This window comes from Priestia sp. MDV22-iso46 (assembly GCF_058629175.1).
Window position 1 is genome coordinate 1,366,974 of the sequence record NZ_JBZVWT010000001.1, and the last position, 17,235, is coordinate 1,384,208.

A 17,235-nucleotide genomic window follows, 5' to 3' on the forward strand; every position below is an offset into this window, starting at 1 on the left:
CCTTTTAAAAAGCTTGCTTCTAATACGTTTTTACACTCTTCTAATCTTGCGTTCTATGATGTTCCCTAAAGATTGAATACCTTGAACAATAATGATAAGAAGCACGACGGTGACTACAATAGTAATCGTGCTGAAGCGCTGATAGCCGTAAGTAATAGCTAAATCGCCAAGCCCTCCGCCTCCGATAGCACCGGCCATTGCCGTTGCTCCAATTAACCCAATTGTGACAGTTGTTAAGCTTAAAATAAGAGAGGGAAAGGCCTCTGGAATTAAAAAACGGAATACAATTTGAGTTTTAGAAGCACCCATCGCTTGCGCTGCTTCAATAATACCTTCATTTACTTCAAGCAAAGAATTTTCAACGAGTCTAGCCATATAAGGTCCAATATGTAAAACAAGCGGAACAATAGCCGCCGTTGTACCGATAGTCGTTCCGACGATGAACCTTGTAAATGGGATGATCGCTACAAGTAAAATAATGAACGGAATCGAACGAAAAATATTTACAATAGGATTTAAAATTGAAAAAATAACTCGATTTTCAAGAATATGACCCTTGCGTGTTACAACAAGTAGAATTCCTAAAGGAATTCCAATTAAAGCCCCGAAAAGCAGGGAAGCACTAACCATGTACAGTGTTTCCCACAAAGCCGCTAATATCAACTCTTGGCTTACTTCTAACATTCTCAACCACCTCTTCTATTTTTATATTTTGCTGCAGTGCATATAGTTCAGCTCGATCTATTTCTTCTTGTGTGCCAATTAATTCAATAATTAAATGACCAAATGGAATCCCCTGTAACTCTGTAATATTTCCAAGTAAAATATTCACCTGTACATTAAAGCGCTTAGATAAAGTTGAAATTACAGATTGACCCGAATTACTGCCGAGAAAGTTAATCTTAAAAATCTTCTGATTTGAATTTGTAGTTTGAACTAATTCATACACGTTTTGTGGAATGTCATCTCGAACAACCGACTGGACAAAATTTTTAGCAATTTCAGTACTTGGACTTGAAAAAATATCAAATACATTTCCTGTTTCAATAATCTTCCCGTCCTTCATCACAGCGACACGATTACAAATTTGCTTAATGACTTCCATTTCGTGTGTAATTATTACTATCGTAATTTGATATTCTTCATTAACTCTTTTCAGTAATTTCAAAATAGATTCTGTTGTATGCGGATCTAATGCCGAAGTTGCTTCATCACATAATAAAATAGAAGGGTTCGTTGCTAATGCACGCGCAATGCCCACTCTCTGTTTTTGACCTCCTGATAGATGATCAGGATATACACCAGCTTTGTCTTCTAAACCTACAAAATGAAGAAGTTCTTCTACACGTAGCTTTATGTCTTTTTTTGGTTTTCCACTTAATATAAGGGGCATTGCTATATTTTCAAACACTGTTTTTGAATTTAATAGATTAAAGTGTTGAAAGATCATGCCGATTCTTTTTTTGTTTTTTCTTAGCTCCGTTTCAGACAACGTTGCTAAGTTTTCTCCATCTACGATCACTTCACCTGACGTCGGGTACTCCAGCAGATTAATCGTTCGAAGCAGTGTGCTCTTCCCCGCCCCGCTTAATCCAATTACCCCAAATATGTCTCCTTTTTGTATCGTTAATTCAATGTCTTTGAGGGCTTCAACTTTCTTTGAACCACTCTCAAATATTTTTGAAACACGTTGAAACTTTATCAAAAGAACCCCTCCTTTTCTTTCAAACTGTCATTCCTATTTCTCTTTTACTCCTATACTTAGAAAGCTGGAACGACTGCGCCATCATATTTGTCATTAATAAACTTTTTAACCTTGTCTGTCGTAAGTGCTTTTGCTAAACGTTGAATATTTTTATCATCTTTTTTCTCTTTCGTAGTCACTAAAATATTCACGTAAGGAGACTCTTTCTTTTCAATAATTAACGCATCTTTAGTTGGTTTAAATCCGCCTTCAAGAGCGTAATTCGTATTGATAGCTGAAGCTTCTACATCATCAAGAGAGCGGACAAGGAGCGGACCATCTACTGCAACAAAGTCTAGCTTCTTTTTATTCTTTGAAATATCTTCAACCGTATAAGAACTACCACTAGGTTTCTTGTTTAATTCAATGATTCCATTAGTCTGGAATAGCTCTAGTGCACGTGAAAAATTCACTGGGTCATTAGGAACAGCAACCTTTGCTCCTTTGGATAAATCATCAATTGATTTTATTTTTTTAGAATACACTCCAAACGGTTCAATATGAACGTTTGTCACGTTGACAAGATTTAATCCACTGTCTTTATTCGTTTGCTTTAAGTATGGCGTATGCTGAAAATAGTTGGCATCTAATTCTCCATTTGCTGTTTGTTCATTTGTCTGTATGCCGTCTTTAATATTTACAATGTCCAACTTTATACCTCCTTTTTTCAAATCGGGTTCCACATACTTTAAAATTTCGGCATGCGGCGTGGAAGCTGCTCCCACTTTAAGAACTATATCTTCTTTCTTGTCACTATTTTGGCCAGATGCTTTTTCTTTATTTCCACACCCTCCCACAACAGTAATCACTGCTAATAATGCAAAAAGCCATACAAATTTCTTCATTTCTCTCTCTACCTCCATCATTTGTGATGTATTAAACATATGGCGTTAATCTGCGGCCACTAAAAAAGACAAAAAATCTGAGGTAATCCCCGTCATTTTTGTCTCCATTCGTCTGGTCGACTGTTCTATTTCCGCTATAGGTTTAACAAACATTTTTAAATCCGATAATTCCAATAAGAATTTTAAATCTTTTGAAAAATATACCAAACATCTTTTTGACTGTCAATTTAGTATTTTTAAACCTTGAGATTACATATTTTATTTGTGCTGGCTGTACTTGAGTGCCTCAATCGAGCATTAGATAGAAAGTCTAAAAAACCTAACCAAAATGTTTATGTTACCCCAAAAACCGACTTTACAAATAGGAATAATTAACTTAATATAGACTTCATATTAATCAGGCCGTCTGGTCAACCAGAGGCTCTTCAAACATATCGATAACGTTTGAAGAGCCTCTTTTGTTTTGCAATCTAAAGTTCACTGCCTACTGGATCACCAATGGCACCGAAAAAGCTTTTTTATTATTCGTCACACAGAAATTAGTATCGGGAGGAATAAAACGATGAAAAAATTATACTTTACTTTAGCTTTTGCAATTGGACTTATTATGGCTTTAGGAGGATGCTCTCAAAGCTCTAGCTCAGAAAATAGCGATAAAAAAGTAGTCAAAGTTGCTTTGAGTGATGAAGTAAATCCGCCTTTTCTATTTACGAACGACCAGAATGAGCCTATTGGATATGATATGGATTATTTAAAACAGCTTGAAAAAAAGCTTCCGGAATACAAATTTGAATATACGCTTGGGGAAGAAGAAACAAATTTGGTAGGTGTCTCGACGGGAAAATATGATTTCGCCATCAATTGGTTCTTTAAAAACCCTGAACGTGAAGAAAAGTTTCTTTATCCTGCACATGAATATGGTTATTCTTTAACGGCCTTAGTGACACAAAAATCACGGAATGATATCAAAACACTTGACGATATGGTAGATAAAAAGTTTCCACCCGTATCTGCTACAGGTGGATTGCGCGCTATTTTGAATGCTTATAACAAAGAACATGCCACTAAGCCTTTAACATTAGAAAGCATTGATAACCCTTCTACGGCAGAAAACTTAAAGTTAGTGGATAAAGGTAAAGCGGATGCTATTTTTTTAAACGTAACAACATTTAACGAAGTACAAAAACAGCTCAAATTAAATTTAAAAGTAGGAGGCATTGTATCAAAAGAACCAACTTGGTTAGTCTTTAATAAAAATAATCAAAAACTTGCTGATGAAATTGATAAAGCGACAGTCAAATTAAAAAATGACGGGACGCTAGAAAACTTGGCTGAAAAATGGTTTAAAGTAAATTTCTTTAAAGACTTAAAGTATATTAATCAGCAAAACTTCAATTTCCAAGATTAAATGAGTATAAGAATTCATCATTAAGGCGGGGTGAGATATGATTAGTACTGATTTTCATGATTGGTTAAAACTATTGTGGCAAGTGGTAGATAAACTTCCTTTAACACTATTTATGTTAGGCCTTTCTCTACTTTTTTCGTTGCTTTTAGGTTTCGTGATTGCCCTGATACGCATTCAAAAAAAGCCTGTTCTTTCTAAAATGGCTACCATCTATTTATCTTTTATGCGCTGTACACCGCTGCTTGTTCAGCTGTTTCTTGTATACTTTGGCCTTCCTCAGCTGCTGCTCCTTGTCCATATCGACATTAACAGCTGGAGTCGCGTCACTTTCTTGGTGATTGCTTTTTCCTTACATACTGCCGCTCCTTTATCAGAAGTTATTCGTTCAGCATATCTCTCGATTGATAAAGGGCAGTTCGAAGCAGCGTATAGTATAGGCATGAACTATTTTCAATCCTTAAGAAGAATTATCCTTCCTCAAGCGTTTGTAGCAGCACTACCTAATTTAGGAAATGCTACGATTTCATTATTAAAAGATACTGCACTTGCTTTTAGCATTGGGATTATTGATATTATGGGGCAAGTTCGCCTTATTTTGGGCAACAACTATGGAATAGGAATGTTTGAAATTTATGTTACGATTTCACTTGTTTATTGGAGCATGTGTATCGTAATTGAAATCATAGTCAGTTATTTAGAGAAACATCTTAAAAAAGGCAGGGTCAGCATCTCTAAATAACCTGCACTAGTAAAGGAGTGAACATGATTGCCTATTATTGATTTGCGATTTGCTTTGGAGCAAACTCCTGAAGTCTTAAAAGGTGTGCCTTTAACACTAACAATATCGATCATTTCAATGGCGTTAGGAAGTATTTTTGGTCTTTTCATTGCGGTATGCAGAATATATAAAATTCCACTGCTAAAGCAAATAGCTGTTATATACGTCTCATTTATGAGAGGCACTCCATTGCTCGTACAGCTCTATGTATTTTTCTACGGAATCCCTATTTTTATAGAATTTCTAAACGAGACTCAAGGATGGCACTTAGGTGGGGATACTATTTCACCTTTAATTTATGCTTTAATTGCGTACACATTAAATACCTCTGCTTATCAATCAGAGGTATTCCGTTCTTCTATTCAAACCATTGACCGTGGTCAATTTGAAGCTGCATATTCAATAGGAATGACTACTTTTCAAGCTATTAAAAGAATTATCTTCCCCCAATCTTTAGTAGCCGCTATTCCTAACCTTGGAAACATTTTTATTAGTTTAATTAAAGCCACTTCTCTTGCTTTTGCGGTAAAAGTAGTTGAAATTATGGCGATATCTAAGGTCATCGCCAATGATGGGTATAGATATTTAGAAATGTATCTGGTCGCTTCACTTATTTACTGGATTCTTTGCTTTTTCTTTGAAAGGCTGTTTGTAGTCATTGAGAAAAAGCTTAGTTATTATGAATTAAGAGAAGAAGTGCGTTCAGCTTCTTAGTCCCCCTAGAAAAATTACTATAAACTGATCAAGAAAGCTGCCTTAGTCAACGGCAGCTTTCACAATCCCTTAATCCACTATTTCAAGCTTCACTTCATTAAACAAACTAGTAGAATTCCACACATTCAACCCCGCATAGCCTTCTGAAAAGGTATGGTCCACTGCATCAATCACAAGCTTATCATCGAGATAAACTTGAATGTGTTCTCCTTCAGCCGTTACTTTCAAGCGATAATCCGTATTTGTCTTTAAATCCAACTTTCCCCCATCATCGTAAATAATGAGATCCTTGCCTATTCCGTCTCTAAACGCAATGAGTTTTACTTGATTATTAAGCACATCTACATTCGCAGCATAAGCGTTATTTGCCTGTTCATCCGAACGGAATACTAGCGCTCCTGCTCCTGTAGAATTTGAAACAGAATCGGCTAACACCTTTATCTTTGCCTCATATATAAAATTCTTTGCTTTTTCTGATGATAAAGCAAAGGCATCTTCTTTGCTTCGTCCTTGTTTTCCATTAATCGTATCGGCCCATAGTCCGCTAATGCTTTTCCACCCTGATAAGTTTGTATCAACAGGACTTTTATTCCAAATAGATTTTAATGGATACATCTTTAGAGAATTCAATTTTACACCTCCTCCTTTGCTATAAAGCCTTATTTTATTGCTTGAAAGCTTTGGAAAGAGCTGATCTGTTATTACTTCAGTGCCGTCATTACCAAATACTTCTACAGATGACTGGTCTACAAACATATGAAGCTTAACCTTTCCGTCTTTTGGAAGCATGGAAACAGAGTGTTTGTCTTTCACATTTTCACCAAAATCAAAACTTCCAGAGTTTGTTCGGTCAACAAATAATCGCTGCTTGTTTACGTTATAGCTGACTTTTGTATTTTCACTGCCTTCTTTTTGAATTTGAAAACCAAATTCTTGTGCATCTGTATTTGAAACATCGAATTCTGCAATGATTTCATATTTGTTTTCCTGTATGCCTGAAAGAAGATTTTTGTTTTCAGTAACCATCAGATTCTTCAACACCTTTTTTTCTTGCTTATTGCGAATTGAATCAATTGAAACAGGTATTTGTTTTAAACGAAGCCCTTTTGCTGTGTTGGTGAGTTCTATTTTTCTTGGGATTGACATAGAGCTTCTCCAAGTAGTAGTTGGGGTATTGTTGGCATATTGCCAGTTGCTCATCCAGCCTAGCCAATACTTTTCTCCGTTATCTCCTTCAACTCCGCTCCAATCTACAGCAGCATAAAAGTCGGCACCATAATCTGTCCAAAGCACTTCCTCTGGCGGGTTTTCATTTTTAAATGTTTTTCCGTCAAAATCACCAACAAAGTACTGCATACCTGAACCTCCAGCTGCCGCTCCATCATTGATGCTGACCTGCAGCACCCATTTTTTCTTTGTGCTGTCTCCATCAACCGGCAGTTCAAGTAAAGTAGGACACTCCCAAATCCCTCCGTTGCTTCCATGAGTTGATTTCACCCATTCTCCTGACACAGTATTCCAATCTGAAAGCTCTCCGCCTTCCCTTTGTTTAACTTCCTCCGGTTCTTTTGCTACACTGTCTACTTTATCCGGCATTTTTTCTGTATTAAATACATTAACATCATCTAGATTAATATGCCCCCATCCGCCTACAGCTTGATCAACGGCTTTAATGTACAGTACTTCTCCTATATACTTAGAAGCATCCCACACGTAGGGCTGATACTTTTCATCTGCAAACTTTGTATTCGCTTGACGAATCAATTCTTTATCGTCAGATGCTCTGACTAAGGAGACATAGCGGTTTGTGGGGTCGTTTCCGCCTCCCATTAACAAATTGATTTCACCTGAGCCGCTCAATTTAAAATAAGACGAATGTAATTCTCCAGTGGCATTATCGCCATCTTGCTTATCAGAAAAACCCCATAAATGATACTTTCCTTTTTGTTCAAAAAGACCGCTCCAATTTGCGGTTGCATCCGTTACATGATCGTTTGTGAATGCATTTCCCTTTATCGTTTTCCAGCCGGTGAGATCTCCTGTTTCAAAACTTTTATTTTTAATTTCTTTTTCATCCGTATCAATAAACTTAGTTATATTAACGTCTTGAAACTGGACTGAAGATTGATTAACGTGTAGTCCAAACAATCCTTTTGAAAAAGTTTCATCTTTTGCAGTAAGGGTGAAGTTATCGTCTATATGCAAATCAAGTTTATTTCCCGATGCAGTTACTTTTACTTGATGTGATTTGCTCGTATCAATTTTTTCGTTTGTTTCGGCAAGGACAGTTGAAATGCCATTTTGAAGCTTTACTAGTTTGACTGTATCTTTAGAAGCATCCACGCTAGCTATATATCCGTTTTTGGCTTCCGCGTCTGCTCGAAAGAGTAGTGCACCTGAACCATTTGCATCTAAAAATGTCATATTTGACTTGAAAATGAACTGATCTCCCTGTTCTTCACTTATGATATATCCATCGCTGTCAGATTTACCAAGTTTTCCAGCAGCAGTATCATTCCACGTTCCAGTAATAGGTTTCCAGTTAGATAGATTGGTTATAAAATTAGATTGATTCGTAAATTTAACATGACGAAAGACAGCTGTGGAATTCCATGCTGTTAATCCAAACTGACCATTTTCAAAAGATGCATCACTGCCTTCTAGAACCTGTTTGCCATTTAGCAATACCTTAAAGTAGTGACTGTTTGCTTCTACTTTTACATGATATGCTTGTGATGTATCAAGCCTCATCGACTTTGAAACAACGGTTGTTACGTTTCCTTTCTCTACTTTGTTAAGTGTTAAGAGGTTCTTTTCAGCATCTAAATTGACGGTATATGCGTTTGTTGCGTCTTTATTAGAACGAAAAACAAGACCGCCTGCGCCTGCGCGTCCATTCTTTTCTACAAGCGTAATTTCTCCCTCTAGAGTAAAGGATTGACCTTTTTGTTCGGATAAAGTATATGAGTAGGCACTACTTTGACCGTTTGCTTGGATGCCTCCATCAGGTCCAAACTCACTTGCGTATTTCCAATTTTTCAAGTCAGGTGATGTATAAAACATAATTTTATCTTTAGCAGCTAAAGACATCACCCACTGCTTGGTTTGGTCGTGCCAAAACACTTTTGGGTCGCGCCAGTCAGGAACTGGGGGATTCGGCATAACAGGATTTCCTTCATATTTGGTCCACGTTCTTCCGCTGTCCGTGCTGTATGCTAGACTTTGCACTTGTCCTTTATTGCCCGAGTGTGTAAAGATAGCTACCATTGCTTCTTTTCCAAACCCTGCGGTATTATTCCAATCGATAACGGCACTTCCTGAAAAGATCTCTCCGTTCTCGTCTGGAGAAAGAGCAATCGGCAGGTGTTTCCATTTCACTAAATCTGTACTAACCGCATGCCCCCAGTGCATAGGCCCCCAAGTGGTACCGTAAGGATAATACTGATAAAAAAGGTGATACTCTCCGTTATAATAAACCATTCCATTTGGATCGTTCATCCAGTTCGCTTCTGGAGAAAAATGAAATTGATTCCGGTATTTTTCTTGATAATACCCTGTATTATCAGCTAATACAGGGCATGCAGAAAACAAGCTTATAGAACAAGCGACTCCAATCATCAATAACTTTTTAACGGTTCTTTTCATCTTCCTTTCCTCCTTTATTTGCATACTGGTTATATAAAACATTTTCACCAGCAGATGTTAGAAGAATAGATGACTCCTCTTATTTATCAACCTAAAAAGCCTATCCAATAACCTCCTATACCAATTAAGAAAATACCGAAAATAATAAGCAGCGGATTTGTACCTTTTCGAAGCATCCATGCTACTAATAAAGTTAGCGCTAAAGGAAGTAGCCCCGGTAGAATACTATCAAGTACGTCTTGCACGGTTTTTACCACAACTTTACCAGAATCATCTTTGATCCTAGAAACAACCACTGGTATATTAATAGTGGTCCATTTCGAAACCAACGCTCCCATTACGAAGAGTCCTAAAATGGATGCACCTTCTGTCAGTTTTTGAATTCGATTGCCTACTAAATCTTTTAAAATTTCTGTTCCTTTTAAGTAGCCATATTTTAATCCATAATATTTTGTACTTAATCGAATTGCATTAATTAAGATGAAAAACAGCAGTGGCCCGGCAATATTCCCTCCTAACGCAAGCGATGCGCCTAGGGCTGCGAGAACTGGTCGAAGCGTTCCCCAGAAAATAGGGTCTCCTACACCAGCAAGCGGGCCCATTAATCCAATTTTCATTCCGCTGATAGCTTTTTCATCAAAATCTTTTTTGTTTGCCATTTCTTCTTCCATTGCTGCCGTGACGCCGAATATAGGTGCGGAAATCCATGGGTGTGTATTGAACCATTCTAAATGACGTTTTAATGCTGCATTTCGCTGAGCTCCTGGTCCATATAAGCGCTTGATTGCTGGAATCATAACATAACAGTAGCCCATTGCTTGAACACGCTCAAAGTTAAATGAACCGAGTAAAAAATTCGAACGAATGAACATGCTAAAGATATCTTTTTTCGTTAATCTTTTTTCATTTTCCATCTCTATCCCTCCCTTAAGTTCGCCGTTTAGGCATCTAAATCATCGTCATCATCATATACTTGTTCGCTCCCTGTAGCTGCGGGAACGCCTGCCGGCTGCATTTGATTTCGCTGCTGCATTACTTGCTGATAAAGAAGTGCTAAACAAAGACCCAGCGCTCCAAATCCTACCAGGTTAAACCCTGTAAATGCCGCCAATAAGAACCCGATATAGAAAAAGGGCTTTAAATGAGGAATGTTCATCATATTGATAACCATGGCGTATCCTACGACCACGATAATTCCTCCTCCAATTTGCAGGCCTTTTGTAATAACTTCCGGAATATTTCCGAGGAAAGTTTGCACGGCGCTTACGCTGATTAATGTAACAATTAAAGTTGGAATCATAACGCGGAGAGCTTGAAAACCCATAGCAGTAATATGCATAATTTCAATTCCTTTAAAATTTCCTTCTTCCGCATACTTATCAGCTCGATGAATTAAAAATACTGTAATGGTACGAACAAAAATGGTGAGCACTTGCCCTGCAGCTGCTAAAGCTATGGCTACCGCAATGCCTTCACCAATACCCTGACCAGCTGTGATAACTAAAATAGTTGAAATAACAGAAGCAATAGCCGTATCAGGTGCCATCGCCAATCCAACATTCATCCATCCAAGAGCCATTAATTCCAGTGTTCCACCTAAAATAATGCCGGTTTTTAAATCTCCAAGCACCAAGCCTACTAATGTGCAGGCAATGAGAGGACGATGGGATTGCCCTTCGTCCAACACGCTTGCGATGCCAGTTACCGCTGCAATGACTAATAATAAAATAATTTGTATGGAAGACATAAACTCATCTCCTTATTTGATTTTTGTTTCATTTCTCAGTAGTTGAATAAAATTTTCACTAGAATCTGAAGGTAATTGGCGCAGCTCAAGCTTTACGCCTAGTTCCTGCAGTTTCTCAAAAGCATCGATATCTTTTTCGGTAACGCTTACAGATTTAGTGATTTGTTTTCGGTCATTAGCAAAACGCATGCCGCCTACGTTTACTGTCTCAATAGGTACGCCCGCTTGAACAAGAGCGACAATGTCTGCGGGATTTTCAAACAGCAGCATGGCTGTTGTATCCTGATAACGAGGGCTGTGAAATGCTTTTGTCATTTTAGAAATCGACACAGCGCTCGCTTTTACATTCGAAGGGGCCACAGAAAGAATAAGCGTTTTTCGCATTTCATCCGCTGCCACCTCATCTGAAACAATGATAATTCGATCTGCTGCATTTGTTTTGATCCATCTTGTTAATACCTGCCCGTGAATAAAGCGGTCATCAATTCTTGCTAAAACGATTTTCATAATAATCCATCCTCTCCGATTTGGTTTGCTTGCTGGATTTTCTCCAAATGTTCACTGCACACTTGAAAACTTTCTTCATTCACTTGCTTTAATCTTCCTAGCATCTCTTTTAATGTAACGTGTTCCCTCATGGCTAACACTTCTAATAGCATAGGCAAGTTAACTCCGGATACCATATCCGCTGTTTTATTTTTAAGGATATATGGAGTAGCCGCATTGTAGGGTGTACCTCCGAAAATATCGACTAAAAAAAGCACTTCATTTTCTAAGGGCATTTCCTCTAGTGCCTGTTTATATTTTTCTTCAAGGGTTTGGATACCCTCTCCTTTTAGAAAAGGTACGGCTACTACGTGATTCTCTTCACCAAATATCATTTTGGAAGACCCCTCTAACGCTGGCGCGAAATCACCATGTCCACTAATAATGACTGAAATCATGTACACTTGCTCCTCTCTTTTACGTTCTACACTTATTTATTGCAAGTATCGTGCCAACAAAGAGTATTAAGCGCTTTCATTTATTTTTCAATACCTTTTTCTGTGTTGTTGATACAGGTTTCTTAAAATAAACAAACCTGTATCAAAACGTCATGCGTTTTAATACAGGTTTTTCTGTTATTTAAAAAGTGGGATAAAAAAAGAAACTAGTGGCATATAAATCAAACTAGTTTCTCAGAATTATAATATGATTTTTACATTTCATCCGCAAAAATGGTGGCAATAAATAATTTTTCATCTCTTGTTAAGGTAAGTTTCAGCTTTTTTTCGACGGCTTGTAATGTTTTTTCCGTTTTTTGATAAATATTTTCTAACTGATGAGTGATTTCTTCATCCTCTGGAAAAGTAAGAGGTTCATTTTTTATCATTCTTTCTAAAGCAAAGGCTGTATGCATCACAATTCGAATCATAACAGTGTTGCTTAATTCCATTTCTAACTCATCTTGTACATGACTTAACCACTCTAACAGAATCTCACTTATGAGGTACGGATTAATAAATAAAAGGTACTTTCGCAAGTTTTCTTCGCAAAGTTCGCGCACCACAATATTCGCTTCGGTTTTCTCGTCATCATAGCGTATCGTTTCTTTTGTAATTGCCTGTTGAAGTATTCGCTCTCCCTGCCCTTCAATGAGGACTTCTAATGATACATGAGGCGCATCAATCCTTGGATTTTTAGTACCTGCTGTTGCAACAATTTCATATTCTTTTTGAATTTCTCGAATGTTTGCTGCTAATTTAATAGAAGAAACGGTTAGAATTTTAATAGGTTCTTGAGATACTTTGCGTGAAATAATCGTTAAGATTTTTTCTAATTGTTTTGCTGTACCGCTTCCTGTTGTACAAATAGAAACAAGTGCTTTCTTTTTTCCAAACACGTGCTGCTGCTTATCTATAAATTCCATAAAGTCTTTTTGCACCGAATCAAATATGGCATATAAATTTAAATCTAAATAATTTACTTTTCTAACGGTGTCTAACACCATAGACGTCGTCACATTGCTGATGGTTTTAATTTTAGTCCCTGTTTTTTGTTCCAACTTGCTTTCTAACATGGCAAGCGAGCCCATGTCCACAAGCATTAATACGCCTTCTCCTTCATCTACTTTCTTAATTCCTTGGATTAACCTGTCTACAATTTCAACCGGAGATACCGTCAAAGGCACATCAATAGCTATAATAGGAGTGCTTCCTAAAAGCTCCGTAGCAACTTCAACCATAGAAGTTGCCGTGCTGTTTCCATGCGCAGCAACTACAATCCCTACTCGTTTATTTTCTTCTAACGTTCGAATCGATTGAATAACCATTGTGAGATAAATGACTTCTATTTCTGGCACGCTAATGTTAAACCACTTTTCAATTCGATTTTTAAAAAGCAGTGCTACCGCATATTCTTTTGGATATGTTTCGCGAATTTCATCTATCTCCTTTGTATTTAATACGTCTACTTGTTTTTTTCGCTTTAAAAAGGATTCCATATGCATACTTAAAAAATGAATAAACCTGCGATCAAATTTACAGTTCAATTCTTTTTCAGCCAACTGTTTTAATTCTTTTGTAAGCTGAATCACATCGTCTTCTACGAATTTCATTAAATTAGAGCTCTGGCCATTTTTTTGATTAAAAAAGCTCCGAACATTCAAATGAATGTCGGTAAGAATATACTGATTGATGTCTTCTTGAGATAAACCTTCTTTTGTTAAAACATCTACTTTTTCTTCTATTAACTGATATAAATTAAATGATACGTCTTCCTCCATTTTTATTTCTTGGCTCTCCATAGCCGGGGAGATAATCGTTTTAAGGTTTACATATTCAGAAATTTTTTTGCTGCGCTCCATATTTTTACTATTCGAAATCCAATCTCGTTTAATATCATCAGGCAGATCTCGCACTGTAAGTTCCACCATATGTTTACTATCAAGGTTATTTAAAAATCCGTGTGCGCAAACGAGCTGCACATTCGACTTTAACTGCCCTACATTCCCGAATTTTTCAGTGTGGATTAAAGCATTTAATACATCAATGTGGACACTTAGCTTTTTATTAATTCGTTTAGCCTCTTGTTCTAAAAGAAACGTGGTGAGGCGAATTTTTTCTTTTAAAGACCTCTCTTCTAATGAGGGAATATGGATAGTCATCGGAATTCTTCTTAAGAAAGTTTGCAGTAAGGCTGAACCGGGATTTTCAGTTGTAGCACAAATAATTAATACCTTAGACGTTCGCTTGTGATCTGTTTCCCCTAGGCGATTGTACGTACCTTGATCAATGAGGTAAAAAAGCATTTCTTGGCCTTCGGGAGGAAGCCGGTGTACTTCATCCATAAAGAGAATCCCTTCATTTGCTTGTTCTACTAAACCTACTTTACTTTCAGTTGCTCCAGTGAAACTCCCTTGCTTATGACCAAATAACTGAGAAAGAAGTAATTGAGGATTATGGTAATAATCAGCGCAGTTAAAGGTAATGAACGGGGCATCTGTTTTTAGCCTCTCTGAATATAAGGCAAATTGATAGATTCGTTTTGCAAAAAGAGATTTTCCCGATCCCGTGGGACCTAATAGCAGCATATGTAATCCATTAGGCGGGTAAAGAACAGCAGCTTTTGCTTGAGAAATCGATTTTTTCAAACTGCCTGTAGCTCCAATCATTAATTCAAAAGGATTAGCAGGAAGAGCTTCTTCTTTTCCCACATTAGATAGCTGCTCTAGTTTTTCTACTTCCATCTTATTCGTATCCCACTTTTGACGACAAATGGTTTCGACAACCTCTAGCGGAACGTAGCGAACGGGGAACATTTTAATTTTGATTACTTTTTGCATGCGGACAAGTTTATTAAGTTCAAGACTTACATTAGATCTCTCTAAATCTAACTGTTCAGCAATTTCAATCGCTGAGCTTCCTTGTTTATGTAAAAGTTCCACTTCTGTAAACTCTTGAAAATTACTCAACAGCTGATTGTATACCTTATCAATTCGTTTCATTAGAAGCACCTTCTTTATTTTCAGTTCACGATTGGGATTTTCTCTTTCAAAGAAATGATCATTCCCTACTACTACAAGCTATTTCATCTACAAGTACCCTCATGTCATACTAATCTATGAAAACGCTTCAAACCATTATATGTAAATATATTAAGTTAGTCAAACCTGCATGTCAACCGGTTTCATTCTTAAAGTTATAGTCTGTCTGAATGTTTCATTTTCTTTAAATAACTATTAATGTAGATACTGCTTTTTTATTTTAATCACCGCTGCGGTTACAGCACATTTTTGATTAAATAATAAAACGAAAGAAAACAGCAGCAGTTGTCGCCATCTTCTTTCGTTTTTAAAAATTATTTATCCGTACTTAATTGCCCTTGTGGTAAAATACTGTTTTTCACAACAGCTGTTTTTGATCCTTTAATATTTAACAAGAAGCTAGGAGCAAAAGTAGAATGTTCCTCTGAATAGAAGCCTCTGTTTGTCATGTAACTTGTGATTACGACATTGTCTCCTTTCACTTGTGGAACTGCAAAATGTGAATACGTAAACGTTTTGTCATTAGGGTCGAGGTCCATATGTAAAACAAGTCCTGTATCATTTAGCGGCTTGTATTTTCCTGTCAGCGTATTTGATACGTACCCTAGCATATATACATCATCTTGGCCGATACCATCAATAGTCATTTTAGATCCGCGAGAATCTGTGAATAAGTACCATTTCCCATCTTTTTTAAATACATTTGCGCGTTCAATTTCATCTGTCACCGTGTTTGAAGTAATCAGTGGATCCATTACTTTTTTCAAGGTATAATCGTTATTTAGTTCAACAATGCCTAATGCACCGTTTGCTAAAGAGGCTTTCTTTTTATTAGAGCTCTGAAGTAATTTCTCTTTTTCTGATTGGAAAAATGGATTATTTCCACCGTAGTAAGCTCGATTGTAAAGGGAATCTTCACCTTGATAACCATCTTCAGTTCCTGTGTTTGCTTCAAACACAAGGTATTTATGCCCTTTATCCTCTACATAGTGAGGATCTCTCAACGTATGATTATCTCCTGAACCATATGCGCCTTCGTCAATAAACTGCTGAATATTTTGATACTTTTTACCATCACCATCAAAAATGGATTTATGATCTTCAACACCTTCAATTTTTAACGTATCTCCACTTGGCTGGGATACATTTACTTGAGCTGTTGTTAAGGTTTGTTTTCCATAGTTTGTACCTGAAAAGTTAGTATAGAATAAGCGTATTTTTCCGTCTGATGTTAAAGTAGCAGATCCTGACCATTCTTGTGTTTGCTTTTTCAAATGAGGATCATTCGGTACAAATTTTTCACTGTCTTTGAACACTCTTCCTGCATTTTTCCAACTGTCAATCGAATCTTCACCGATTTTTTGATAAAACACATAAATAGATGTATCATCAGCATCTTTCGGATCACCTGCTAGTGCAAATACAACTTGGTAACCATGATAGTTGGCTACTGTTCCGTCAGCATTTTGCAGAGGCCAGCTGTCCCATACGTCTAAATCAATTAAATTGCCCGATTTATCATACCCTTTTGCAGAGGCAATATTTTTGATTGTTGATTTATCAAAAGCTGGAACTTTAAACTGTTCGCTTTTTTGCTGCTGAGGAATTTTCAGCATGTTATCACGCGTAATATGGGAAACTCCATAATTATTGTTGGTATCTTTATGATTGCTTTCAGCAGCCCATGTTTGAGATCCAGCACCTACTAACAGAGCTGTAGCAAAAGATAAAGCTGTAGTTTGCTTTGCGATTTTCTTAATATTCATCTGTTTTTCTCCCTTTTATATAATACCTTTTCTTGTGTCACTCACAAGCAATTCATTTTCTATGTATCGAGAAGTAATATCAATCTGGCGAAATAACAGAACCGGTTCCATTACCTTTCCAAGATTACTTGCATAATATTGAAAAGTCAAATAGGTAAAATGGCGTGATTATCTCATTTTTCTCCCCTTGTATTTTTTATTTGGTTATAAAGTCTTAAACCTTCAACTTTTTGATTAAATGGGCAAATTCATCATTATATTTAACCTGCTATTTTTTATAAGCTCTTCTACAGCTGTTAAAGTAAGCCATTTTTAAAAAAATATCGTTAATGTATTTTTTGTGAAATAGTGGAATAATTTATTATATAATAGTTCCTATTGGCAATAATAAGAGACAAAAGAATTAGATGATTACTTTTCAATTTGATTCTTTTATCCTGTTAAATTTTATGTAGCTTTTCACGAGAAATCGTTATCATTTTAATAATCAATAATACATTTTTCAGAAAATCAAAAAGAGCTCTTTATAAAGAGCTCTTTTTGATATCATTTATGCTGTTTTTA

General features: G+C 36.6%; 13 protein-coding genes. 3 read left to right on the forward strand and 10 right to left on the reverse strand.

The window, feature by feature from the left end:
• Nucleotides 1–30: 30 nt before the first annotated feature.
• Genes AC4NPH_RS07080 through AC4NPH_RS07090 form a run of 3 tightly spaced genes read right to left on the reverse strand, consistent with a single transcriptional unit; the run spans nt 31 to nt 2,589 of the window.
• On the reverse strand, nt 31–684 hold the full coding sequence (locus AC4NPH_RS07080; RefSeq protein WP_013056305.1) for a methionine ABC transporter permease: 654 nt from the start codon (nt 682–684) through the stop codon (nt 31–33).
• Nucleotides 623–1,705 (reverse strand): methionine ABC transporter ATP-binding protein, encoded by a 1,083-nt coding sequence (locus AC4NPH_RS07085; RefSeq protein WP_013056304.1) that lies wholly within the window; start codon nt 1,703–1,705, stop codon nt 623–625. Before AC4NPH_RS07085 ends, AC4NPH_RS07080 begins: the two co-directional genes overlap by 62 nt.
• Before the next feature lie 56 nt (nt 1,706–1,761).
• The gene (locus AC4NPH_RS07090) at nt 1,762–2,589 is read right to left on the reverse strand and encodes a MetQ/NlpA family ABC transporter substrate-binding protein (RefSeq protein WP_098314623.1); all 828 of its coding nucleotides are present in this window, start codon (nt 2,587–2,589) and stop codon (nt 1,762–1,764) included.
• A gap of 562 nt (nt 2,590–3,151) precedes the next feature.
• Here AC4NPH_RS07090 and AC4NPH_RS07095 point away from each other — a divergent pair.
• The 3 genes from AC4NPH_RS07095 to AC4NPH_RS07105 are packed head-to-tail and all read left to right on the forward strand — an operon-like array spanning nt 3,152 to nt 5,489.
• Complete coding sequence (locus AC4NPH_RS07095) at nt 3,152–3,997, forward strand: transporter substrate-binding domain-containing protein (protein WP_013056302.1); 846 nt, start codon at nt 3,152–3,154, stop codon at nt 3,995–3,997.
• 37 nt (nt 3,998–4,034) lie between these two features.
• Nucleotides 4,035–4,736 (forward strand): amino acid ABC transporter permease, encoded by a 702-nt coding sequence (locus tag AC4NPH_RS07100; RefSeq protein ID WP_013056301.1) that lies wholly within the window; start codon nt 4,035–4,037, stop codon nt 4,734–4,736.
• A 27-nt stretch (nt 4,737–4,763) separates the two neighbouring features.
• Nucleotides 4,764–5,489: an amino acid ABC transporter permease gene (locus AC4NPH_RS07105; RefSeq protein WP_013056300.1), complete on the forward strand. Its 726-nt coding sequence runs from the start codon at nt 4,764–4,766 to the stop codon at nt 5,487–5,489.
• A 69-nt stretch (nt 5,490–5,558) separates the two neighbouring features.
• On the opposite strand, the gene AC4NPH_RS07110 is transcribed toward AC4NPH_RS07105, so the two are convergent.
• The 7 genes from AC4NPH_RS07110 to AC4NPH_RS07140 form a co-directional block, all read right to left on the reverse strand.
• Nucleotides 5,559–9,134: a glycoside hydrolase family 32 protein gene (locus tag AC4NPH_RS07110; RefSeq protein WP_150369174.1), complete on the reverse strand. Its 3,576-nt coding sequence runs from the start codon at nt 9,132–9,134 to the stop codon at nt 5,559–5,561.
• Nucleotides 9,135–9,220: 86 nt separating this feature from the next.
• A complete protein-coding gene (locus AC4NPH_RS07115; protein WP_013056298.1) occupies nt 9,221–10,048 on the reverse strand; it encodes a mannose/fructose/sorbose PTS transporter subunit IID in 828 nt (275 codons plus the stop codon).
• Between the two features lie 26 nt (nt 10,049–10,074).
• Nucleotides 10,075–10,881, reverse strand: a complete 807-nt coding sequence (locus AC4NPH_RS07120) for a PTS mannose/fructose/sorbose transporter subunit IIC (RefSeq protein ID WP_013056297.1) — start codon at nt 10,879–10,881, stop codon at nt 10,075–10,077.
• A 12-nt stretch (nt 10,882–10,893) separates the two neighbouring features.
• Entirely contained in the window at nt 10,894–11,388 is a 495-nt protein-coding gene (locus tag AC4NPH_RS07125; RefSeq protein ID WP_013056296.1) for a PTS sugar transporter subunit IIB, read from the reverse strand.
• Nucleotides 11,385–11,825, reverse strand: a complete 441-nt coding sequence (locus AC4NPH_RS07130) for a mannose/fructose/sorbose PTS transporter subunit IIA (protein WP_014460796.1) — start codon at nt 11,823–11,825, stop codon at nt 11,385–11,387. The genes AC4NPH_RS07125 and AC4NPH_RS07130 overlap by 4 nt, the downstream gene beginning before the upstream one ends.
• A gap of 254 nt (nt 11,826–12,079) precedes the next feature.
• On the reverse strand, nt 12,080–14,866 hold the full coding sequence (locus AC4NPH_RS07135) for a sigma-54-dependent transcriptional regulator (RefSeq protein ID WP_029324242.1): 2,787 nt from the start codon (nt 14,864–14,866) through the stop codon (nt 12,080–12,082).
• Nucleotides 14,867–15,219: 353 nt separating this feature from the next.
• Nucleotides 15,220–16,671, reverse strand: coding sequence for a glycoside hydrolase family 68 protein (locus AC4NPH_RS07140; RefSeq protein ID WP_491938673.1), 1,452 nt, complete (start codon nt 16,669–16,671; stop codon nt 15,220–15,222).
• Between the last annotated feature and the right edge of the window lie 564 nt (nt 16,672–17,235).

Coding starts and splice junctions, on each gene's coding strand:
- AC4NPH_RS07080 (WP_013056305.1), bottom strand. CDS start 684: ATGTTAGAAGTAAGCCAAGAGTTGATATTAGCGGCTTTGTGGGAAACA.
- AC4NPH_RS07090 (WP_098314623.1), bottom strand. CDS start 2,589: ATGAAGAAATTTGTATGGCTTTTTGCATTATTAGCAGTGATTACTGTT.
- AC4NPH_RS07095 (WP_013056302.1), top strand. CDS start 3,152: ATGAAAAAATTATACTTTACTTTAGCTTTTGCAATTGGACTTATTATG.
- AC4NPH_RS07100 (WP_013056301.1), top strand. CDS start 4,035: ATGATTAGTACTGATTTTCATGATTGGTTAAAACTATTGTGGCAAGTG.
- AC4NPH_RS07110 (WP_150369174.1), bottom strand. CDS start 9,134: ATGAAAAGAACCGTTAAAAAGTTATTGATGATTGGAGTCGCTTGTTCT.
- AC4NPH_RS07115 (WP_013056298.1), bottom strand. CDS start 10,048: ATGGAAAATGAAAAAAGATTAACGAAAAAAGATATCTTTAGCATGTTC.
- AC4NPH_RS07120 (WP_013056297.1), bottom strand. CDS start 10,881: ATGTCTTCCATACAAATTATTTTATTATTAGTCATTGCAGCGGTAACT.
- AC4NPH_RS07125 (WP_013056296.1), bottom strand. CDS start 11,388: ATGAAAATCGTTTTAGCAAGAATTGATGACCGCTTTATTCACGGGCAG.
- AC4NPH_RS07130 (WP_014460796.1), bottom strand. CDS start 11,825: ATGATTTCAGTCATTATTAGTGGACATGGTGATTTCGCGCCAGCGTTA.
- AC4NPH_RS07135 (WP_029324242.1), bottom strand. CDS start 14,866: ATGAAACGAATTGATAAGGTATACAATCAGCTGTTGAGTAATTTTCAA.
- AC4NPH_RS07140 (WP_491938673.1), bottom strand. CDS start 16,671: ATGAATATTAAGAAAATCGCAAAGCAAACTACAGCTTTATCTTTTGCT.